The organism is Gordonia asplenii (assembly GCF_012933505.1).
In the GTDB taxonomy this organism is placed as follows: domain Bacteria; phylum Actinomycetota; class Actinomycetes; order Mycobacteriales; family Mycobacteriaceae; genus Gordonia; species Gordonia asplenii.
Genome location: NZ_JABBNB010000023.1, coordinates 62,537 through 83,436 on the forward strand (window position 1 = coordinate 62,537; position 20,900 = coordinate 83,436).

Sequence of the window (20,900 nt, forward strand, 5' to 3'; positions counted from 1 at the left end):
GAGTCACGACTCGACGGTCTTCTCGAAGAACACTCGATCGAAGCCGTCGACATGTCGTCGATCCACTTCGACGTAGCCCAGATGCCGATACAGCTCCAGGTTCTCGGTCATCGCCGCGTTCGTGTACAGCCGCACCCCACCCAGACCCGCGTCTGCGGCGTGGGACTGGGCATGAGCCAGCAACGACCGCCCGTATCCCCGGCCACGCGCGGACGGTGCAATAGCCACGTTCTCGACGAACAGATGCGCCCGATCGACGCGACTGACCAGCACACCGACCACCTCGTCGCCGACGACGAGTACCTCCACATCGTCCGACGTCGCGATCAGGGCGCTGGTCGACGTCCATCGGCGCTGGTCGACGGCCCATTCGCGGCTCGTATCCGGAGAAGGCGGCGGCGACTATCGATGCCACCCGCCCGACGTCGCCGGGCTCGGCGGGCCGGATCGTCGTCGGGTCGGCATCCATGCCCGCGACCGTATCAGCGCGGTGAGCAAAACGATCAAAACGCGACTAACGCTCACAAGCGTGACTGTGACCGCCACCACCTCGACACTCATTCACAACCGAAGTCACCGCCGGGTGGCCGGAATCCCTTCCACGAATGAATTGAGAAAGCGATGTTGGTAGCGCTGGGCCTCGCGATGGTGGCCACGTTCATGTTCCTCATCATGACGAAACGTGCGACCCCGGTGGTCGCACTGATCCTGGTGCCCACCGCCTTCGGCTTGTTCGCCGGCGCCGGACTCGGCATCAGCGACATGATCTCCGACGGCATCAAAGACCTCGCCCCGACGGCGGCGATGCTGTTCTTCGCCATCATCTTCTTCGGCATCATGATCGACGTCGGGCTGTTCGACCCGATCGTCCGCGGCGTGGTGCGCCTGGTCCGCAACGATCCGGCGCGGCTCGTCGTCGGCACCGCGGTGCTCGCGGCGATCGTGTCACTCGACGGAGACGGCTCGACGACCTTCATCATCGTGACCTCGGCGCTCCTGCCGCTCTACCTGAAGCTCGGCGTCAGCCCCGTCGTCCTCACTGTCACCGCGGGCCTGGCCAACGGAACGATGAACATCCTGCCGTGGGGCGGTCCGACGGCCCGCGCGGCGTCGGCCCTCAAAATCGACACCTCCGACGTCTTCCTTCCGATGATCCCCTCGTTGATCGCCGCGATGGTCGTCGTGCTCGCGTTCTCCTACCACCTGGGTGTTCTCGAGCGGCGTCGGATCGGCCGGATCGAGATCCGTGAGTCGATCCTCGCATCGGTCGCAACCCGCAAGTCCCCGGCTCTGGCTGGCGGATCCGCCGACGCCACCGTCGACGCCGTGGAGACCACGTCGACGGGTACGGCATCGACCGGCACCGCAAACACCGGCGACGACAACGCCTTCACCGGAGTTCTCGATCCCAACCGCTCTACCCTCCGACCGAAACTGCTGTGGGCCAACGCCGCGCTGACCATCGCGTTGCTCGCCGTCCTGGGCGCCGACGTCGTCGCGATCCCGGTCCTGTTCATGATCGCCACCGGGCTGGCGCTGATCATCAACTTCCCGCACGTCAAGGATCAGCAGGCCGCGATCACCCGCCACTCGTCGTCGATCGTGTCCGTCGTCGCGATGGTGCTGGCCGCCGCCGTCCTCACCGGTGTGTTCACCGGGACCGGAATGGTCGAGGCACTCGCGCACTGGCTGACCGGCGCGATCCCGGACTGGATGGGCCCGCACATGGCCATCGTCGCCGGCGTGCTCTCCATCCCGCTGACCTTCCTGATGAGCAACGACGCCTTCTACTACGGGGTGCTGCCGGTCCTGAGCGAGACGGCGTCGAAATACGGCATCGATCCCACCGAGATGGCCCGCGCATCCATCACCGGACAGCCGGTCCACATGCAGAGCCCGCTGGTCCCCGCGATTCTGCTGCTCGTGGCGCTGGCCGCCGTTCCGCTGGCCGACCACCACAAGAAGGTGCTGTGGCGTGCCGCCGTCGTCTCGGTGGTGATGCTGACCGTCGGTTGCCTTGTCGGAGCGATCCCGTTCTGACCCGCGCCCAATTACGCTCACCTCATGGCGCCTGACACACGACCGGTCCCGCGGGCCGGTCGTGTGTCATTGGTGGGGCAGGTGCTGATCTTGCAGGTGGTGGTGATCGCGCTGAGCCTCATCGTCGGATTCGGTTGGCGCATCAGCAATGTCGACGACGACATGCGCGACGAGTACGCGCAGCGGGCCGTCGCCGTCGCACATGCGGTAGCGGGCGACCCCGACGTCGCGCGTCTCGTCGCGGCCAACCAGGGCACCAGCCTCGACGCCGCGGCGCTCGCCGATGGCGAGCTGCAGCGTGAGGCGGTCGATGTCGCTCGACGCACCGGCGTCCTCTTCGTCGTCATCGCCAATCGCGACGGGATCCGCATCGCCCACCCGGATCCCGACGAACTGGGCCGGCGCGTCTCGACCGACCCCGACTACGTCCTCGCCGGCCACGACGTCGCGGAAACCGACCGGGGCACCCTCGGCGAATCGGTGCGCGGCAAGGTCCCGGTCCGCGATGCATCGGGCGCCGTCATCGGGTTCGTCAGCGTCGGGATATCGACCGAGAAGGTCGCCGAGGCCACCCGCCGCGACATTCTTCTCACCGTCGGGCTCGCGTCGGTGGCGTTGGCCGTCGGCATCGCCGGTGCGGTGCTGCTGGCACGACGCTGGCGTCGGCTCACCCTCGGCCTGCAACCCGACGAGCTGGTCGCTCTGGTCACCGAGCAACGCGCCGTGTTGCACGCGCTCGCCGACGGTGTGCTCGCCGTCGACCGCGATGGGCGGATGCGAGTGATCAATGACAAAGCGCGACAATTGCTTTCGATCTCGGCTCCGGTCGGGACCGCCCGCGCGGACCTCGGCCTCACCACGCGCCTGCAGCAGTTGCTCGACGTCCCACAGACCGTCCCGATCGCTGCGACCGTCGGTGACCGCATCGTGCTGGTCAGCTCCCATCGGGTGACCGTCGACGGCCGCGACCTCGGCATCGTGATGTCCGTCATCGACCGCACCGACGTCGAGAATCTGACCCGTGAGCTCGACGCCATCCGATCGATGAGCGAAGCGCTGCGTGCCCAGCGGCACGAGACCGCCAACCGGCTGCACGTGCTCGCCGGGCTGCTGCGCCACGACCACGTGGCCGAGGCCGTCGACTATCTCGACGAGATCACCGGGTCGGGTTCGCGCGGAACGCGATTGACCGGACTCGACAACGTCGACGAACCGCACCTGTCGGCCTTCCTCGACGCCAAGGCCGCGTTGGCCCGCGAACGCGGCGTGGTGTTGAGTCTCGGCGCGCAGACCTGGGTCACCGGGGTGCTCGACGACGCGGTCGCGGTCACCACGGTCGTCGGCAATCTCATCGACAATGCGCTCGACGCCGCCGCCGACCCGGCGTCGAAGAACGGGAGGGTCGACGTGGAGCTGCTCACCGACGCCGACACGCTGTGGGTCACCGTCGCCGACTCCGGTCCGGGAGTCGTGTTCGACGATCCCGATCGGGTGTTCACCGAGGGGGTCACGTCGAAGGACGGGCACGCGGTGCCGGGCGGCCGAGGTATGGGACTGGCGCTGGTTCGGCAGATCTGCCGCCGCGCGGGCGGTGACGCGTGGGTGGCCCAGGCCAGCGAATCAGAGCTCGGCGGTGCGGTCTTCGTGGCGAAACTACCTGGGGCGCTGGATGCTGAGTGACTCACCTCGCCGGTTGAGCCGGGACGAAGCGTTAGCGGAGTCCCGTGTCGAAACCTCGCGGTCAACCAGCGGAGCGAGGATCGGACCGACGTCAGTGGAGACAGGAGTGGCGCATGAGTGAGCTCGGAGTATTGATCTGCGACGATGACTTTCGGGTCGCACGCCTGCACGCGGCGATCGTTTCCGCGGTGCGTGGCTTCCGGATCAGCGCCCAGGTGGGGTCGGTCGGTGCGGCGCGGGCCGCGTTCACCGACCCCGACGTCGGGCATATCGACCTCGCGCTGCTCGACGTCTACCTGCCCGACGGTTCCGGCATCGACCTGGCGGGTGAACTACCGTGCGACTGTTTCATCGTCGGTGCCGAATCGAGCGCCGACGCCATCCGCGCGGCGACGCGGTCGGGAGCGTTGACGTATTTGATCAAACCGTTCGACGACGCCGAGCTGGCGCGTCGGCTCGCCGGGTACGCCCACTACCGCCGTTTGCTGTCCAGCGGCAACGTCGATCAGCGGCAGGTGGATGAAGCGTTGTCGGCGATGCGGTTCGGAACCCGTGGCCGCGACAGCGCGCCGGCGTCGCCGACGGAGGAGAAGATCCTGGCGCTCTTCGAGGGGCCGGAGACGGGGCTGTTCGCCGACGACGTTTCCGATCGGGTGGGCATCTCGGCGCCGACGGCTCGACGCCACCTGGCCAATCTGGTGGCCGCGGGCCGCTTGCGGATGAGTCTGCAGTACGGCGGGACAGGCAGGCCGCGGCAGGAGTATCACCTGATGTGAGGTGGCCGGTGTCGCTCTGCGCGCACCCCGCCGCGGCCGGACGTTCGAGGTGGTCCCAATCGGCCGATTGCACGACGAACGTCGCAATTGCGAAGGATACTGGCATCGTCGTCGACGAAACGGAGCGAGATGATGAACCGGAGAAGACTTCTGTTCACGTCGGCGATCGCGGCGCTGGCATTGGTGGGTTCGGGTTGCGGCGATGCGGGCACGTCGTCGGGCGTCTCGACGGTCACGGTCACGGCGTCGACCATGACTTCGTCGAGTGCTGTGCCCGCGACGACCGCGCCCACCGATCAGTCCGGCCCCACCGATCAGACCGGCACCGTCGACGCAGCTCGATACCAGCAGGAGGGCGGCTACTTCTTCGTGTCGCCGAGCGGAAAGTTCCACTGCGGCATCATCTCCAATCGTGACGGTCGCAGGGCTGCAGCGGGATGCCACGGCAAGACGCAGCCGGTCCCGCCGCGTCCGGCGTCGTGTCCGCAGTCTGTCGGCTGGGGCCGGGGTCTGCAGGTCTACTCCGACGGCGAGGTGTCGTTCGTGTGTACCGGCGGGGTGATCTACGGTCCGGGAACCGGTGTGGAACCGCCGGCATTGGACTACGGTCGACGTCTGTCGGCGACCGGATTCACGTGTACGACGGCGACGTCGGGCGTCACGTGCAAGAGCGACGCGTCGGGTCACGGCTTCACCATCGCCGACAACACGAATACGACATTCTGATCTGCGGGCGTTTCGGCGTCCCCAAAGCCGGGGCAGCGGGCTGTGATCTACATCTCCTACAGTTGTTCCCATGACGACTGAAATCGCACCCACCGTCGAAGCGATCAACCCCGAGCTGGTCACCGCGGGCGTTCCGACGCATTGGTACAACCTGGCCGCCGACCTGCCCGAGCCGATTCCGCCGCACCTGCATCCGGGCACCAAGGAGCCGGTCGGCCCGGATGACCTGGCGCCGCTCTTCCCGGCCGGACTGATCGCCCAGGAGGTGACCCCGGAACGCTACATCGAGATCCCCGAGCCCGTCCGCGAGATCTACCAGATGTGGCGACCGTCGCCGCTGTTCCGCGCCCGCAAATTCGAGCAGGCGCTCAACACCAAGGCCCGGATCTACGTCAAGTACGAGGGCGTCAGCCCGGTCGGTAGCCACAAGACCAATTCGGCTGTGGCACAGGCCTATTACAACTCGGTCGACGGCGTCACGAAGCTGACGACGGAGACCGGCGCGGGGCAGTGGGGCAGTGCGCTGTCGTTCGCGGGCGCGCAGTTCGGCATCGACGTCGAGGTATGGCAGGTCAGGGCGTCGTACGACTCCAAGCCGTACCGCGGCTACCTGATGAAGACCTACGGCGGCACCGTTCACCCGAGTCCGTCGGATCTGACCGAGTCCGGCCGCGCGATGCTCGCCAAAGACCCCCACACCACCGGCAGCCTGGGCATGGCGGTCAGTGAGGCCGTCGAGGTGGCGGCGAACGATCCCGACGCGCGCTATGCACTCGGCTCGGTGCTCAACCATGTCGTGCTGCACCAGAGTGTGATCGGACAGGAGGCCGTAGCGCAGCTCAACGCCGTCGAGGCCGACGGCGCCGACGTCGTATTCGGTTGTGCGGGTGGTGGTTCCAATCTGGCGGGGCTGTCGTTCCCATTTCTGCGGGAGAAGCTCGCCGGACGGTCGAACCCGCGGATCGTCGCGGCCGAGCCGTCGGCGTGCCCGTCGATCACGCAGGGCGAGTACCGCTACGACCACGGCGACGTCGCCGGGCTGACCCCGCTGCTGAAGATGCACACCCTCGGGATGGACTTCGTGCCCGACCCCATTCACGCCGGCGGCCTGCGCTACCACGGCATGGCGCCCGCCCTCAGTCACACCGTCGAGCTGGGACTCGTTGAGGGACAGGCTATTTCGCAGCACGATGCGTTCGCCGCCGGAGTCACCTTCGCGCGCACCCAGGGCATCGTGCCCGCGCCGGAATCGACGCACGCCATCGCCGCATGCGCCGCCTACGTAGCCGACAGCGATCGCGAGGAAGTCGTGGTGATCGGATTGTCCGGGCACGGGCAACTCGACCTGCCCGCCTACGCGGAATACCTCGACGGCGGATTCTAAAAGCCATGACTACTCCCGCTCAGCGCAGCCGACTCTGGCCGGCTGCGCTGGCGGGTGTCATCGCGGTGGGGTCGGGGCTTGCGATCGGCGAACTGGTCGCCACGATGGTTTCACCCGACGCCGCGCCCTTTGTGGCGGTGGGCTCCGCGGTGGTCGATCGCACGCCGACGTTGGTGCGCGAGTGGGTCATCACGACCTTCGGCACCTCCGACAAGCTGGCGCTGTTCGTGGGGATGGGTGTCGTCATCGCGTTGCTCGCCGCAGAGTGCGGTGTCGCGGAACGTCGTCGACCGCCCGCGGGCGTCATGATCGTGGTGCTGTTCGGGGTGCTCGGCGTCGGTGCCGCGCTGGACCGGCCGACCGCCGTCTGGACGTACGCCATTCCGTCGGCCGCCGCGGCGGTGGTCGCCCTGATCGTGTTGCGGGTGCTGGTCGGGATGTTGCGCGGATCGTCGGTATCGGGGGAGGCCGAGGGCGTCACCCGTCGATTCGTTCTCACCGCGGGCGGAATCATCGCGCTGGCAGTCGTCGCGGGTGGGGTGGGTCGGCGGATGCTCGCCGACACGACGCGGACCGTGGCAGATCGGCTCGCCGTCCGGCTGCCGGCTCCCCGGTCGGCGTCGAAGCCGATTCCCGCCGGTGTCGAGGTCGCCGACGCTACGTCGTTCGTCACCTCCAACAGCGACTTCTACCGGATCGACACGGCGCTGCGCCTGCCGAGTCTGACGACGGCCGATTGGGAGCTGCGGATCCACGGGATGGTTGATCGGGAACTGCGCGTGCGGTGGACGGACCTGTTGTCCATGGACCTGATCGAGCGGTACGTGACGCTGACATGCGTGTCGAACGAGGTCGGCGGCGACCTCATCGGCAACGCGCGCTGGCTGGGTGTACCGATGAAGACACTGCTCGACCGGGTCGGCGTGCATGCGGGCGCCGACATGTTGTTGTCGACGAGCTCAGACGGATGGACCTGTGGCACACCGGTTTCCGTCGTCGCCGACGGTCGCGATGCGATGCTGGCGATCGGAATGAACGGGGTCGCGCTGCCGGTGGAGCACGGCTACCCCGTGCGCCAGGTGGTGCCCGGGCTGTACGGCTACGTGTCCGCGACGAAATGGGTGGTGGACTGGGAGCTGACCCGATTCGCCGACGCCACCGCCTATTGGACCGACCGCGGCTGGTCGGCGATCGGGCCGATCAAGCTGGCATCGCGCATCGACCGGCCGAGGTCCAGTGCGTCGTTCGCGCCCGGCGACGTCGTCGTGGCCGGGACCGCATGGTCGCAGCACGTCGGCGTACGCGAAGTGCAAGTCCGTATCGACGACGGGCCATGGCGTACTGCCGACGTCGCCACCGAGTACTCCCGCGACACCTGGCGGCAATGGCACTACACCTGGGCCGCGACGCCGGGCAAGCACACGGTGACCTGCCGCGCGATCGACGCCGACGGTCGGGCGCAGATCGAGACCCCGTCGTCGCCGATACCGAACGGGGCGACGGGGTTGGATATGAGGCGGTTCACCGTCGAGTAGGTACGGCCGCCGGTGAGGCCGGGTCCGAGCACCCGCTGGTTGAGCCCGGTCCCGCGAACGCGTCGACACCCGGTAGGTGTCGCTCCTAATGGTATTGATATCTTGCGTGCACCCTGCTGCGCCGCATCCTGCTGGTCCCCTCCGCTGGTTGAGCCGGTCCGAGCGCCGCTCTGCTGGTTGAGCCGGTCCGAGCGCCGTGCTGAGCGAGGCGCTAGCCGAGTCGAAGTAGCGCTAGCCGAGTCCGTGTCGAAACTTCTCAGCCACAACGACTTTCGACGGTCCGCGCCAATATCGCGATGTCACCCGGCAAGTGTCGCGTGTGCACCCTATGGGTGCACACGCCTCGATGTTCGATTCCATAACAGTTCGACAAGTGCGCTGCAATCAAATGCATTGTGGTACAGAGGTTTCGACACGCTCGTCACTTCGACTCGGCTAGCGCCTCGCTCAGTACGGCGCGCTTGCGCTCCTCGCGGCTCAACCAGCAGATGGGGCCTACCGTCGGTGAATTCAGGCTCAACCGGCAGAGAAACGCAACGTCATACAACTCTTAAGTGCGACACACCCGCTGTCGCTCCCTCCCGGCTGATCAGAGGTCGGCCCTCCGACTCCTCTCAGTGGGGGCGACCCGACATGAAGCGCTACCGCCCCAGGAACTGTCCGAGGTGCGGCACGGCTTTGCCCGGGGTCTTCGCGTTGAGGCCCTCGCCGATCGCGTGCAGCTTCCACTCGCCGCCCGCGCGCACGATGGTCGCCATCACCATCGCGGTGAACGGCATACCACCCTTGAGCGTGTAGCGGGCGAGCTCGGCGTCGGACGTCGAGTCGATCAGGCGGCAGAAGGCGTTGTCGATCTGCTCGAAGGTCTGCCCGCGGTAAGAGGTGACGATGAAGAGCAGCGTGTCGACGTGTGGCGGGATACGCGTCAGGTCGACGTTGATCACCTCGTCGTCGCCTTCACCTTCGCCGGTGAGGTTGTCGCCGGTGTGCACGATCGAGCCATCCGGGGTGCGCAGATTGCCGAAGTAGATGATGTCGAAGGGCGTGTGACCGGCGAACATGACCACTGACGCGTCGAGGTCGATGTTGGCGCTGCGGCTGCCGAATCGCCCGGTCTTGCGGATCGGATCCCACCCCAGACCCATCCGGATCTGGGTGAGCGCGACGCCGCCGTCTTTGCGCAGCGTGACCTTCTGCCCCTTCGTCAAGCTGACCGGGCGAGCCTTCGTCAGGCTGACTTCACCGCCGGCGGGGGCGGGAGCCGGCTGCTGGGGAACCGGCGCCGGATAGGTCGGGGCCTGCGGCGGCTGCGGGGCCTGCGCCGGCTGCTGGGCGTATCCCGGATACGGGGTCGCGGGGGTGCCGTAGCCGTAGTTCGGCGCCGGATAGTCGAGGGTCGGCGGGGCCGTGGGAGCAGGGGGAGTCGGAGCAGCTGCCGGCACCGGCACCGGTGCCGGTGCGGGAGCGCTGGGTGGCGGAGTCGGGGCGTCGTCGACGCTGACGCCGTGGTCGCGGACCAGGTCTGCGAAGCCGCCGGCGTACCCCTGGCCGATGGCTCGGACCTTCCAATTACCTTGGCGCCGATACACTTCCAGCGCGATGACCACCGACTCGGTGTTCAGGCCGTTGACGACATAGCGAAAGAGCTCGGTGCCGTTGGCGTCTGCGACGTGTGCGGTGGGAGCGGGGAAGCGGCCGAAGTTGCTCGACGCGTCGTCGAGCGTGATGACCGCGCGGATCTGATCGATGTCCGACGGCACGTTGTCGGTGTTGATCTGCAGCGTCGCGCCGCTCGGTCCGCTGCTGAGGGTGACGCCGGGGCCGGTCGGCTGGTTGTAGAACACGAAGTCGGCGTCGGAGCGCACCTTGCCCGCGGCGGTGACCAGCAGCGCCGACAGATCGGCGGGCGCGGTCAGCGTCATCGACACCGACAAATTGGACGTGGACAGCGGACCGTTCTGCCCCTTGGCGAGATCACTCATGCCCGCAGGGTATAGCATCCGGCCGACATGTGAGTCGGGTGAATGATTTCCGTATTGTCGGGATTGGGCTCCTCGTCGGACAATCCCGTCGGACAACCGAGGAAGATGGTGACATGCACGGAGGTTCCATGAGCGCTCGGCGCATCTTCGACGCCCACCTGCACATCGTCGACCCGCGATTTCCCTTGACACCCAACTACGGTTACCTGCCACCGATGTTCACCGCCGCCGACTACGCGGTGCGCGTCGGGCGGCTGGGTGTCGCCGGCGGGGCGGTGGTGTCGGGATCGTTCCAGGCATTCGATCAGTCGTATCTGCTCGACGCACTGCAGACGCTGCGGGGCGCGTTCGTCGGGGTGACGCAGATTCCGGCGGACACGTCGGACGAACGGATAGTCGAGCTCGACGCCGCCGGGGTGCGCGCGGTGCGATTCAACGTTCGACGCGGTGGGTCGGCGTCGCTGGACGATCTGGACCGGCTCGCGCGTCGCGTCCACGATCTCGCCGGCTGGCATACCGAGTTGTACATCGACTCGACGGATCTCCCGGACCTGGCGCCGATGCTGACTCGACTGCCCGCGGTGAGCATCGACCATTTGGGACTCAGTGCCGCCGGGCTGCCCGAACTCCTGCGACTGGTCGAGAGCGGAGCACGAGTCAAGGCGACCGGCTTCGGCAGAGGCGACGTCGATGTCCGTGCCGCCATGCGCCGGATCGTCGAAATCGATCCGCACGCTTTGGTTTTCGGCACCGATCTACCGTCGACGCGGGCGCCCAGGGCGTTCGACGACGGCGACGTCGAGGTGGTTCACGAGGCCGTCGGCGATGAGCTGATCGACGATGTGCTGTGGGGGAACGCGGTGCGCCTGTATCGGGTGTGAGGGTGGCTCGACATGGCTCGGGTCGAGTTGGGTTCTTCGTCTCGCCGGCCCCTCTACTTCGATACAACCGCTCGTTCCTCGCGGTCACTCAGCACGGCGGTTACACCGAACTCGCGAGCTCGTTCGGCACTCGGGGGGCGAAGGAGGCGTTCGGCACTCGGGGAGCGAGGGGGCTCGTTCGTCGCGTCGGCGCTCGGGGAGCGAAAGAGGCGTTTGGCATTCGGGGAGCGAGGGGTTCGTTCGTCGCGTCGGCGCTCGGGGGAGCGAAAGAGGCGTTCGGCGCTCGGGGAGCGGTGGGTTGCGTTTCGGCACGTGGGGAAGGGAGCTATACCGGATCAGGTTCCTCTGTGCGGTACTCGCGTTGCAGCACTTCGGTATTCATCCACTCCAGGATCTCTAGGCCCGCCAGTGCGCCCGACTGGGCGGTCACCGTCAGGTTCGGCGCCTGCCAGCCGAGCGATTCCAATTCGCCGTGGCAGGGACGGATGGCCTTGTCGGCGCAGAGCAGCAGGTCGTTGTCGAGCCAGCCGTCGCCTGCCGCGAGCATGATGTGGTCCGCGGGCAGCGTGCCGTCGGCGACCAGGCGGCGTCGAACTTCGTCCACCGCAGCGCTTTTCGTCACCGCCAGCGGCACCGCGTATATCTTGCGGCCCTGCTGCGACGCACTCCAACCATGCGCGGCGCAGTACTCCTGCCAGTCGGGGAGAAAGTCCGCGGGCTGCTCGTCGGGCTCGACGACGAGATAGCAGAACAGATCGTCGGCGATGCGCATCTTACGCACCCAACCATCGGTCGGGATGCGGGCGCGCAGAGCCGAGGTGACCTCCGCCAACGACGCCCCGTCCGCCGCGGTCCGTGCCGCGATGTGACTGTCCCACTGCGGATCTCGCACGCCGTCAGCCAGGATCGCGCCACCGTTGCTGGTCACCACGAAGCGAAAAGGGCCGCCCGGCAGGTTGATTCGAGTGAACTGCGCCGGCGTGCGCGTGGTGGTGGGCACGACGGACACCTGCTGCGCCAACGACGTCAACCGCGTGAGCGCGGCCCGCGCCATGTACGACAGCGGGGCGTCGTCGTAGATCTCGACACAGACCGGGTCGACGTTCGCGAACTGCTTCTCGCCCATGGCATTTCGTGAATAGATCATTGTGCGATCGAGGTCGGTCGCGATCAGAGTGCTCACTGGGCGTCGCCGTCGACCGGTGCGATCAAGCCCATGCACGAGTAGGCGAGGTCGTCGACGACCTCCACCGGCACACCGCGATCCGCGGCGAGCAGCCGGATGTGCGCGTGTTCGGGAGCATCGGCATCGCGGACCAGGACCTTCCACGGGACGCGGCGCAACAGTACGCGGGTGGTCTCCCCGACGCCGGGCTTCACGAAATTGACCGACGAGATGCCGTACCGGTCCCGGACTGCCTCGACCGATGCCCAGCCCGACCAGGTCGGTGCCCGGTCGCCGGCGGCGATGTCGGCGGCACGGGTGGCCGCAGCTTCGGCGACGGCGTCGAAATGGCCGGAAACGGTGTCCAGCAACGTATTCGACACATCGTACGGAGCGAGCTCCCGATAGAACTTCGCGCCGTGGAATTCGCCCGCACCGATCAGCGCGTCGTTCAGCACCGTCCGTGACACCAAGCCGGACACCGTCGAATTGAGACACGCGGATGCGATGAGGAAGTCACTGCGGGTGCCGAAGGTACGGACGCAGGAGCCGGGGTCGGCGAGCACGGCGAGGTCGTCGTTGAGCTGCGGGCCACCGGCAGATGCGTACTGGCGCAACGCCTCCGAGAGTTCCTTGGCGATCGCGCCCTTTCCGGTCCAACCGTCGACGAAGACGATCGACGCGGGATCATGATGTGCGACAAGGTAATCGAGAGCGACAGCGTCGATGCCGCGGTCGCGCACGATCGACACCGCATAGTGCGGCAGCGAGACACCGTGCCGATGCGCGGCCCAGCGTCGCATCAACACCCCGACCGGTGTGCCCGCCCGGGCCAACGAGACGAGCGTCAGATCCGGTCCACGGTCGGCGAGCAACAGGTCGGTGACCGTCCCGACCGCTTCGGCCAGGCGCGGCGCCGACGCCGACAGAGTCTCGTCGAAGAGCCGTCGATACGACTCGGTCGGCTGATACTCCACCGGCAACGACTCGGCGTAGTGCGCCGTCCCGGCCTGGATCTTGGCCTCACGGATCGCCACATCGGCTTCCAACTCGACGCCGGACAGATCCTTGAGCAGCCAGGTGACCTCGTCGGGTGCGTACGAGCCGAACGTCGGGCCGGTGAGTGGCGGAGTGACGAGAGTGTCGATCAACGGACTTCCTGACGTCGGGCGCGGGCGTCGCGCAGTCCCGCTTGCGTGGGAGCCGCCACGACGACGACGAGGACATCGTGACCGGCCCGCGTGAGCACATCGAGAACTCCTCCGGGACAACGCAATTCGGCGGTGTCGGCGGGAGTGTCGACGACCAGGACGAGCTGGCTGGGCTGCGCCGCGTCGAGGGTGGCGTTGTAGAGGTAGCGCCGGGCCGTCGAATCAGGTTCCGGCGCAACGAATTCGAAGCCTCGACGGAGTGGATAGCCGGGCTCGTCGAGCACGACGGCGGGCGACCGAGTGGTCGTCTGGTAACCGACCCGGTGCCCGTCGGCGGCCAGGGCCTGCGCGATTCGCTGCGGCAGATACATCAACTCCTCGTGCCCGACGACGACTACGCCGCCCTCTCGCAGCCGGGCGCGGATCAGCGTCGCCGCGTCGGAGACCGCAGCGGTGAATCCCGCGGCGTCGTCGGCGTGAAAGCCGAAACGTCCGCCGTCGGGGACGTCGGCAGGCCAGTCGACGGAGAGGAAATCGACCGCACCGGACTGTGCGGCAACGGGATTGAACGGCTCGGGGGTAAGGTCCGAGACCGCGTCGGGCAGGGCGTCGGGCAGTGTCACCGATCCGTTGGCGAGCGCGACGAATTCGATGTCGACGCCGAGATCTCGTGCGGCCGCGGTGTTGGCGCGACAATCGGCGTCCGAGCGCATGTCGACGAGCGAGGCGACGACGTAGGCGGGGTGCGCCGAGATGGCGTGCAGAGACCGAATGGCATCGATTGCCGTTGCGCCGGTGGATATTTCGTCGTCGACGAGGATGAGGGGGGCGCGCTGGGCGGGGGTGTCGACGCGTCTCGATACACCGAAGCTCGCAAGCTCGCTTGGGCGCTCGGCGAACGGGGGCGGAAAGCGCCCTTGAATCAGGTGCAGCGTGGCATGCGAGTGGCCCTCGGTGAACTCGCCGTAGACGGTGGCGTCGGGGGCTGACCGCCGCGTCGACTGCAGATAGCATCGACTTCCCAGACGAACCGCGACACCATGACCCAAACCCGTTGCCGTTTCCGCGAATCCGAAGACGGTGGCCTCGGCCGGGGCCACCGTCGGTGCGAGCCGACGGACGGCCTCGGCGGCATGATCGGCGAGCGCGTCGGCCGCCTCGCGCACCCGATTCGGGTCGGTCGGAATGTGTTTGCCGAGCACCGTGGAGACCAGCAGATGGGCGCGGCGAGGGTTGCGGCGGAGGCCGGGAATCACCAGATCGGTTGTGCGCCAGGAGGTTTTGGTAACGGTCAGCCCGAGGTGCTGCGAGGTCCACTGCGGCTGCGGAGAGGGTGTCGGGGATCCGATCATCAGCTCGGCGTCACCAGCTCGGTGAGTAGGTCGACGAAGGTGATGCCCGGATTGGTCACACCGAACACCGATGCTCTGATCAGCACCTGTTCGGCCCAATTGCGGTGGGGTTTGGCCTCATTCATCTTGTTCCCGTACGTGGAGGCGCGCACGCCGCCGGTCTTGGCCTCGGTGATGTCGAGGGCGTCGAGATACTCTTCGTGGGTGACCGCAGACAGCGCGTTCACCGGCGAGACGTGCGAAGGATGGATGACGGTCTTGCCGTGGATGCCGTTGGCGCGGTCGAGGGCGATCTCGCGCAGCAGACCGTCGAGGTCGCGGGAGACCAACTGCTGACGGAACCGCACGGCGTCGTGCTCGGCGAACGGGGTGGTGCGCAGCATCGGCCGGAACATGCGCTCGTGATCGGCGAAGTACTCCCAGACCGGTCCGGTGATGACGAAACCCGAATCATCGCGGCGGCCGAGGTAATTGACTATCCCGCTGATCGCGTCGGCGATCACGGCGACGTCGTAGATGGTGAGGTCGCGGTCGCGGCGGATGCCGTACACGCCGCACATGTCGGTGGCGCCGATGCGGGCGGCGAGCACGTGGGTCCGGTAGCGGTTGAGCAGTTCGGCGATCGCCCGCAGCTGGATGTCGCGGGTCTGACCGTGGACGAGTTCGGGGGACTCCAGGACCGGCATCACATAGAGGTGCTTGCCGACGCGGGAGCTGGCGTCGACGACGGCGGCCAACGACGGCTCGGAGTCGGCGGTGAACTTCGGCACGACGAATCCGGTCAGTGCGTCGACGCCGGGACCGAGCTGGTCGATGAGACGACCGATGTCGCGGGCCGTACGCGTGCGAACGAACAACAGCATCCCGCCCGCTGAGGTTCCGGCGAGGGCGTCGAGCGCGGACACGGTTTGCGCCAGACCCGCCTCCAACTCGTCGTCGGCGACGGCGTCTTCGAGGTCGATGACCATTGAACGCACGCCGTCGGAGCAACGGCGGGCGATGGTGGCGGCGAGGTCGGGCCGGGTGCCGGGAACATACAGCGTGGCGCCCAGGGCGTAGGCGAGGCGTTCGCGCGGATCGGAATCGGAGAACGGTGCCGGCCGGTTGAGGAAGAGTCGCTCGATACCGGCCGCGGCGAGGTGATCGAAGTATCGCAGGGACTTGTGGACGGGCTCCACGGAGATGGTCATCGGCAACTCCTTTCTCTGACAGGGGGCGAGAGCTGCCCCCGGTGATCGACACCCGCGATGGTACCGGCCGAACCGGACATCCGTGAGTTACGTAAATGACCCATCTGCGCAAATGCTGTGCGAGGCTGTCTGAAGGTCACCGCGTGGCGCTATTGTCTAGTTCGTCCGGGCCGGATCCCGCGTGAACGGCCGCTCGCCCGCTAATCACTCCGACGAAGGATTCCAGCGCATGCAACTCGTTTCGAAGACGAAGCGGGTCGTCGAGGCTCATCTCAACAACAGTTCCATCAGGGCGTTGAGCGGCTCGATGATCGCTTTCGAGGGTCAGGTGTCATTCAAGTCCGCAGGCTTCGGCGGCGGCGACGGACTGCTGGCGGGGATCAAGCAGCGCGCCACCGGCGAGGGGTTGTCGTTGATGGAGTGTTCCGGAACCGGCATCGTCTACCTGGCCCAAGACGCCGCCAACGTCACCGTCGTGGACCTCGCCGGTGAGCAACTACAGGTCGAGTCGCAGCAGTTGCTGGCGCTGACGCCCAACCTGCAGACCAACATCACCTTTGCCGGCGTCCGCGGCGGAATGTCGGGGCAGGGCCTGTTCACGACCACGGTGACCGGGCAGGGGCAGGTGGCGCTGCTGTCGCGCGGCGGCCCGCTGATTCACCTTCAGGTGACGCCGCAGTACCCGCTCATCGTCGACCCGGATGCCTTCGTGTGCGCGCGCGGCCAGATGTCGCAGTCGTTCCTCACCGACGTCTCCTGGCGATCGGCGATGGGGCAGGGCGGCGGCGAGGCGTTCTCACTGCGGTGGGACGGCAACGGCGTCGTATCCATTCAACCGGCCGAACGATAGGAGATGAGGAGATGTTCACCAAGGTCAACGGCAAAGTCGTGTCGGTCAATCTGGCCCAGGCCGGACAGATCACCGCGCGGCGTGGCGCGATGTTGTTCTACACCGGCCAGGTGTGGTTCGAGCCGCATCAGATCCCCGGCGGGATGGGCGGCGGAATGGGTGGCCTGGGCGGGCTGGCCGGAATGGCCGGCCGGATGATGTCGGGCGAACACGAGGCGACGATGATCGCGCAGGGCAACGGAACCGTGCACTACGGCTACCGCGGGCTCGACGTCGCGGTGGTCGAGCTGGGTGCCGGGGGCGGGGCGAATCAATTCGGTCCGGGCGGTGAGATGCGCGTCGAGGCGTCGCGGCTGCTGGCGTATTCGCAGGGGCTGCAGGCGACGATCGTGTCGACGACGTCGTCGGGCGTCGGAGTGGGCGGCGGCGGTCGGGGCGGCGGGCTGATGGGTGCCCTGCGGTCGGCCGCGGGCAGCATGGCCACCGGCCAGGGAATGTTCACCACGCAACTGACCGGCGCCGGATCGGCGGTGATCCTCGGCCACGGCGGCTTCATCGAACTGCCGGTGTCGCCCAACCGGCCGCTGACCGTCGACCCGCAGGCGTTCGCCGCGTCGGTGGGGCAGATTCAGACGAGCCTGCGCTCGACGGTGAGCTTGCGCAACATGGGCCGCACCGGCGGCGAAGGATTCCAACTCGACTGCACCGGACAGGGTGTGGTGTACGTCCAAGCATCGGAGCATCGACTGTGAGCCAATTGAACACCGTCTGGAACCCGCAGAATCTGCCGTCCGACGACAACATCCCCGACAACACCTACGCGTTCTGCATCGACCTCACCCGTCCGTGGTTCATGTCCAAGGGCGCCATGATCGCCTACTACGGGCAGATGAATTTCACCGCGCTCACCCACGGCCTGCAGGGGCAGCTGCTGCACATGGTCGCACAGCAGTTCTCCGCGCCGCTCTATCTCAGCGACTACGTGGTCGTCGAGGGCAGTGGCAAGCTGATCATCGGCGACCGCGGTTACGACATCAACTCCTACGACCTCGAGGACAACGGCAACCTCACCATCCGCGCGGCGAACCTTCTCGCGTTCGAACCGAATCTGTCGCTGAACCAGTCGATCGTCCCGGGCTTCGTCACGCTCGTCGGCACCGGGAAGTTCCTGGCGTCGTCGAACGGTCCGGTGATGTTCGTCGAGCCGCCGGTGCGCGTCGACCCGGAGGCGATGGTCGGCTGGGCCGACTGCCCGTCGCCGAGTCATCACTACGACCAGGCGTGGGTGTCGAGCTTCATCGCCGCGGCCGGACATCGCTTCGGTATCCGCTCCGGGGAGGAGCGCCAGTTCGATTTCACCGGCGCCGGAACCGTACTGGTGCAGTCGAGCGAGAAGGTGATCAACGATCAGAACATCGTCCGCGAGATCAGTGGCCAGTTGCCCGGACTGTCGACCGGCGGCTTGCAGCAGATCAACGCCGAGATTCAGCAACAGTTGGGTCAGAACCAGATGTGACGCGGCGTAAACCCCGCACAACAGGTCATCCCCAGCACCTCATGGGTGCTGGGGATGACCCGTTGTGCAGGGTTTGCGATCAGACGGTCGCAGCCTCCTCGCGTCGGCGGCGAATGATGCTCGACACCAGCGCAGCGGCGATCAGCACCACCCCGACCAGGCCGGTGACCACCTCGGGGATGTGCACCCCGCTCAGCGAGTAGAGCAGGATGAACGCGAGCGCGCCGATCGCCCAGTGGGCGCCGTGCTCGAGGTACACGTATTCGCTCAGGGTGCCCTTGCGTACCAGGTAGACGGTCAGCGACCGGACGAACATCGCGCCGATGAAGCCAAGGCCCAGGGCGATGATGATGGGGTCGGCGGTGATGGCGAACGCGCCGATCACGCCGTCGAACGAGAACGAGGCGTCGAGCACTTCGAGGTAGAGGAACAGGAAGAAGCCAGCCTTGCCGGTGGCCTTGGCCAGCTCCGACGGCCCGCCGGTGCGCTTCGCGGCCGCCGCCTGCTCGTCGAGCTCGTGCTCGACGTTCTCCTCTTCGACGTTGAACAGCTCACCGAGGCCGTTGACCAGCATGTAGGTGATCATGCCGAGCGCACCGGCGATCATGACCGTCGCGCGATGCTCGTCGTCGACCAGGAACGACGCCGTGCCGACGAGCAGCGCGGTGGCGATGACGACTTCGAGGGATTCCAGCTTGCCGATCCGCTCCAGCGGGCGTTCGATCCACGACAGCCAGGTCAGTTCCTTCTCCTCGAAGAGGAAGCCGAGGAACAGCATCAGCAGGAACATGCCGCCGAAGGACGCGATCTGCGGATGCGCGGCGGTGATCAGCGATTCGTAGCTGTCGGCGTTGGGATCCGACGGCGGGTTGAGCGCGAGGTCGAGGGCGTCGACGGGATTGAGACCCGCGGTGATCCACACGATCGCCAGGGGGAACACCAGTCGCATGCCGAACACGGCGATCACGATGCCGATGGTGAGGAAGATCTTCTGCCAGAAGTCGCTCATCCGGCGCAGCACCGTCGCGTTGATGACGGCGTTGTCGAAGGACAGTGATACTTCCAGGATGCCGAGGATGGCGGTCAGTGCGACGGCCTCCCAGCCGCCGTAGACGAGTGCCACCACCAGCGAGATCGCGGTGACGACGAAGGACAAGCCGAATATTCGGAGAACCACGATGGCCTTTCGAGCACGGTCAAGGGGTGTGTCGGTCCGAACTATCCTACATAACTGGCAAATCGGGCGATATTCGTCGGGGCGGCGGGCGCCGATGAGACGAGCCGCCGACGTCGGGAGTGTTCCCGGCGTCGGCGGCGTGTGTCTGAAAAGTGTTGCGGCGGTTACACGTTCACGCCGAAGTCCTTGGCGATGCCCTGCAGGCCGGACGCATAGCCCTGGCCGACGGCCCGGAACTTCCAGTCGGCGCCGTTGCGGTAGAGCTCGCCGAAGACCATCGCGGTCTCGGTGGAGGCGTCCTCGGAGAGGTCGTAGCGGGCGATCTCGGTGCCGCCGGCCTGGTTGACGACGCGGATATAGGCGTTGCGGACCTGGCCGAACGACTGACTGCGACCTTCACCGTCGTAGATGGAGACCGGGAAGACGATCGAATCGACCTCGGCGGGCACGGCGGCCAGGTTGACCTTGATGACCTCGTCGTCGCCCTCGCCCTCGCCGGTCAGGTTGTCGCCGGTGTGCTCGATGGAGCCCTCCGGCGACTTGAGGTTGTTGAAGAAGACGAAGAAGCCGTCGTTGACGACCTTCTTGCCGGTGTTGAGCCCGATCGCGCTCGCGTCGAGGTCGAAGTCGGTGCCGGTCGTGGTGCGGACATCCCAACCCAGGCCGACCGCGACGGCGGTCAAACCGGGGGCTTCCTTGGTCAGCGAGACATTGCCGCCCTTGCTCAGGCTAACGCCCATGAGTGTTCCTCCAAATGTGGTTGTCGATCGACGTGGCGGATCAGGTTGCGAAGTCCCCTCACCCTAGGTGAAAGGCGTGACACGAGCCCATCGTACAAGTGAATGGTGTGCGTTCACTCAGAGCGGAAGAACACGGCAAAAGCGGTACGCGAGGCGCTCACGCGACGTTGCTGCGGCCCGGGATCACCCACCCGTCGGCGACCATCTCGACGAGCAGCTGCGTCTTGTTGGTGACCGGCCGCCCGGCCTCTCCGTAGCGCTCGGCGACCCGCCGATAGTGCGTCTTGACGGTGCTCACCGCGATGTGATGAGCGGCGGCCGTCACTTCCACGGTCGCGCCGAGAACATAGGACGAGAGCACCTCGCGCTCACGGAAACTGATGTGCACGCGGTCCGACAGGTCGGTCGCGGCGCCGACGTAATCGTGCAGGATGCGTCCGAGCGCACTGTCCGCGTGCGGCCCGCGCAGCCAGATGACCGGGCGTACTCCGGCGTTCGTGCGCGACATCGGCGATGGCGCCAGCCCGACCAGAGTGACTCGCCCGGCGCCGTCGAGCGCCGCGATCACGCGCCGCAACTGAGCGTCGGTGCGGAAGATCGCCACGCGCGGCGTCGTGACGCGCAGCGCCTCGGGTTCGACGACCTCGGCGAGGTAGCCGCACTTCTCGACCAGGGCGACGACTGCGTAGTCGAGGGCGGTTCCGTCCCCGACGACGAGGATGTCGGGTGTCTGAGTGCGGGCATGGTCGGGCATG

The 20,900-nt window shown here is 67.0% G+C and carries 19 protein-coding genes; 10 read left to right on the forward strand and 9 right to left on the reverse strand.

Annotation, left to right across the window (positions count from 1 at the left end; translation table 11 throughout):
• Positions 1-3: 3 nt before the first annotated feature.
• The gene (locus HH308_RS19755) at positions 4-309 is read right to left on the reverse strand and encodes a GNAT family N-acetyltransferase (protein WP_170195961.1); all 306 of its coding nucleotides are present in this window, start codon (positions 307-309) and stop codon (positions 4-6) included.
• Between the two features lie 312 nt (positions 310-621).
• On the opposite strand from HH308_RS19755, the gene HH308_RS19760 reads away from it, so the two are divergent.
• The 6 genes from HH308_RS19760 (at position 622) to HH308_RS19785 (ending at position 8,141) form a co-directional block, all read left to right on the forward strand.
• A complete protein-coding gene (locus HH308_RS19760) occupies positions 622-2,040 on the forward strand; it encodes a CitMHS family transporter (protein ID WP_170195962.1) in 1,419 nt (472 codons plus the stop codon).
• A 24-nt stretch (positions 2,041-2,064) separates the two neighbouring features.
• On the forward strand, positions 2,065-3,720 hold the full coding sequence (locus tag HH308_RS19765) for a sensor histidine kinase (protein ID WP_211188647.1): 1,656 nt from the start codon (positions 2,065-2,067) through the stop codon (positions 3,718-3,720).
• Positions 3,721-3,833: 113 nt separating this feature from the next.
• Positions 3,834-4,496, forward strand: a complete 663-nt coding sequence (locus HH308_RS19770; protein WP_170195963.1) for a response regulator — start codon at positions 3,834-3,836, stop codon at positions 4,494-4,496.
• Positions 4,497-4,625: 129 nt separating this feature from the next.
• Positions 4,626-5,222, forward strand: coding sequence for a DUF6636 domain-containing protein (locus HH308_RS19775; protein WP_170195964.1), 597 nt, complete (start codon positions 4,626-4,628; stop codon positions 5,220-5,222).
• Between the two features lie 70 nt (positions 5,223-5,292).
• Complete coding sequence (locus HH308_RS19780; RefSeq protein ID WP_170195965.1) at positions 5,293-6,606, forward strand: TrpB-like pyridoxal phosphate-dependent enzyme; 1,314 nt, start codon at positions 5,293-5,295, stop codon at positions 6,604-6,606.
• 5 nt (positions 6,607-6,611) lie between these two features.
• On the forward strand, positions 6,612-8,141 hold the full coding sequence (locus HH308_RS19785) for a molybdopterin-dependent oxidoreductase (RefSeq protein ID WP_170195966.1): 1,530 nt from the start codon (positions 6,612-6,614) through the stop codon (positions 8,139-8,141).
• Positions 8,142-8,782: 641 nt separating this feature from the next.
• Here the strand turns inward: HH308_RS19785 and HH308_RS19790 are convergent.
• On the reverse strand, positions 8,783-10,123 hold the full coding sequence (locus HH308_RS19790) for a TerD family protein (RefSeq protein WP_170195967.1): 1,341 nt from the start codon (positions 10,121-10,123) through the stop codon (positions 8,783-8,785).
• A 128-nt stretch (positions 10,124-10,251) separates the two neighbouring features.
• On the opposite strand from HH308_RS19790, the gene HH308_RS19795 reads away from it, so the two are divergent.
• Positions 10,252-11,004, forward strand: a complete 753-nt coding sequence (locus tag HH308_RS19795; protein ID WP_170195968.1) for an amidohydrolase family protein — start codon at positions 10,252-10,254, stop codon at positions 11,002-11,004.
• A 325-nt stretch (positions 11,005-11,329) separates the two neighbouring features.
• On the opposite strand, the gene HH308_RS19800 is transcribed toward HH308_RS19795, so the two are convergent.
• From HH308_RS19800 to HH308_RS19815, 4 genes are read right to left on the reverse strand one after another with little or no spacing between them, the layout of a single operon-like run.
• Positions 11,330-12,187: an HAD family hydrolase gene (locus tag HH308_RS19800; protein ID WP_312870734.1), complete on the reverse strand. Its 858-nt coding sequence runs from the start codon at positions 12,185-12,187 to the stop codon at positions 11,330-11,332.
• Positions 12,184-13,317, reverse strand: coding sequence for a cysteine protease StiP family protein (locus HH308_RS19805; RefSeq protein ID WP_170196002.1), 1,134 nt, complete (start codon positions 13,315-13,317; stop codon positions 12,184-12,186). Before HH308_RS19805 ends, HH308_RS19800 begins: the two co-directional genes overlap by 4 nt.
• Positions 13,317-14,672: a phosphoribosyltransferase family protein gene (locus tag HH308_RS19810; RefSeq protein ID WP_170195969.1), complete on the reverse strand. Its 1,356-nt coding sequence runs from the start codon at positions 14,670-14,672 to the stop codon at positions 13,317-13,319. Before HH308_RS19810 ends, HH308_RS19805 begins: the two co-directional genes overlap by 1 nt.
• The gene (locus HH308_RS19815; RefSeq protein WP_170195970.1) at positions 14,672-15,862 is read right to left on the reverse strand and encodes an HpcH/HpaI aldolase/citrate lyase family protein; all 1,191 of its coding nucleotides are present in this window, start codon (positions 15,860-15,862) and stop codon (positions 14,672-14,674) included. The genes HH308_RS19810 and HH308_RS19815 overlap by 1 nt, the downstream gene beginning before the upstream one ends.
• A 229-nt stretch (positions 15,863-16,091) precedes the next feature.
• On the opposite strand from HH308_RS19815, the gene HH308_RS19820 reads away from it, so the two are divergent.
• Genes HH308_RS19820 through HH308_RS19830 form a run of 3 tightly spaced genes read left to right on the forward strand, consistent with a single transcriptional unit; the run spans position 16,092 to position 18,228 of the window.
• A complete protein-coding gene (locus tag HH308_RS19820; RefSeq protein WP_170195971.1) occupies positions 16,092-16,712 on the forward strand; it encodes an AIM24 family protein in 621 nt (206 codons plus the stop codon).
• An 11-nt stretch (positions 16,713-16,723) separates the two neighbouring features.
• Positions 16,724-17,464, forward strand: coding sequence for an AIM24 family protein (locus tag HH308_RS19825; RefSeq protein WP_170195972.1), 741 nt, complete (start codon positions 16,724-16,726; stop codon positions 17,462-17,464).
• Entirely contained in the window at positions 17,461-18,228 is a 768-nt protein-coding gene (locus HH308_RS19830; protein WP_170195973.1) for an AIM24 family protein, read from the forward strand. Before HH308_RS19825 ends, HH308_RS19830 begins: the two co-directional genes overlap by 4 nt.
• A gap of 79 nt (positions 18,229-18,307) precedes the next feature.
• Here the strand turns inward: HH308_RS19830 and HH308_RS19835 are convergent, their stop codons facing one another.
• The 3 genes from HH308_RS19835 to HH308_RS19845 all read right to left on the reverse strand — a co-directional run bounded on the left by HH308_RS19835 (position 18,308) and on the right by HH308_RS19845 (position 20,899).
• The gene (locus tag HH308_RS19835; protein ID WP_170195974.1) at positions 18,308-19,405 is read right to left on the reverse strand and encodes a DUF475 domain-containing protein; all 1,098 of its coding nucleotides are present in this window, start codon (positions 19,403-19,405) and stop codon (positions 18,308-18,310) included.
• A gap of 164 nt (positions 19,406-19,569) precedes the next feature.
• Complete coding sequence (locus HH308_RS19840) at positions 19,570-20,145, reverse strand: TerD family protein (protein ID WP_170195975.1); 576 nt, start codon at positions 20,143-20,145, stop codon at positions 19,570-19,572.
• Between the two features lie 157 nt (positions 20,146-20,302).
• On the reverse strand, positions 20,303-20,899 hold the full coding sequence (locus HH308_RS19845; protein ID WP_170195976.1) for a helix-turn-helix transcriptional regulator: 597 nt from the start codon (positions 20,897-20,899) through the stop codon (positions 20,303-20,305).
• Position 20,900: the final 1 nt, after the last annotated feature.

Bases quoted from the DNA above. Each gene is read 5' to 3' on its own strand.
- HH308_RS19815 (WP_170195970.1), bottom strand. From the start codon at position 15,862: ATGACCATCTCCGTGGAGCCCGTCCACAAGTCCCTGCGATACTTCGAT.
- HH308_RS19810 (WP_170195969.1), bottom strand. From the start codon at position 14,672: ATGATCGGATCCCCGACACCCTCTCCGCAGCCGCAGTGGACCTCGCAG.
- HH308_RS19820 (WP_170195971.1), top strand. From the start codon at position 16,092: ATGCAACTCGTTTCGAAGACGAAGCGGGTCGTCGAGGCTCATCTCAAC.
- HH308_RS19760 (WP_170195962.1), top strand. From the start codon at position 622: ATGTTGGTAGCGCTGGGCCTCGCGATGGTGGCCACGTTCATGTTCCTC.
- HH308_RS19765 (WP_211188647.1), top strand. From the start codon at position 2,065: ATGGCGCCTGACACACGACCGGTCCCGCGGGCCGGTCGTGTGTCATTG.
- HH308_RS19840 (WP_170195975.1), bottom strand. From the start codon at position 20,145: ATGGGCGTTAGCCTGAGCAAGGGCGGCAATGTCTCGCTGACCAAGGAA.
- HH308_RS19825 (WP_170195972.1), top strand. From the start codon at position 16,724: ATGTTCACCAAGGTCAACGGCAAAGTCGTGTCGGTCAATCTGGCCCAG.
- HH308_RS19845 (WP_170195976.1), bottom strand. From the start codon at position 20,899: ATGCCCGACCATGCCCGCACTCAGACACCCGACATCCTCGTCGTCGGG.
- HH308_RS19795 (WP_170195968.1), top strand. From the start codon at position 10,252: ATGAGCGCTCGGCGCATCTTCGACGCCCACCTGCACATCGTCGACCCG.
- HH308_RS19775 (WP_170195964.1), top strand. From the start codon at position 4,626: ATGATGAACCGGAGAAGACTTCTGTTCACGTCGGCGATCGCGGCGCTG.
- HH308_RS19780 (WP_170195965.1), top strand. From the start codon at position 5,293: ATGACGACTGAAATCGCACCCACCGTCGAAGCGATCAACCCCGAGCTG.
- HH308_RS19770 (WP_170195963.1), top strand. From the start codon at position 3,834: ATGAGTGAGCTCGGAGTATTGATCTGCGACGATGACTTTCGGGTCGCA.
- HH308_RS19785 (WP_170195966.1), top strand. From the start codon at position 6,612: ATGACTACTCCCGCTCAGCGCAGCCGACTCTGGCCGGCTGCGCTGGCG.
- HH308_RS19790 (WP_170195967.1), bottom strand. From the start codon at position 10,123: ATGAGTGATCTCGCCAAGGGGCAGAACGGTCCGCTGTCCACGTCCAAT.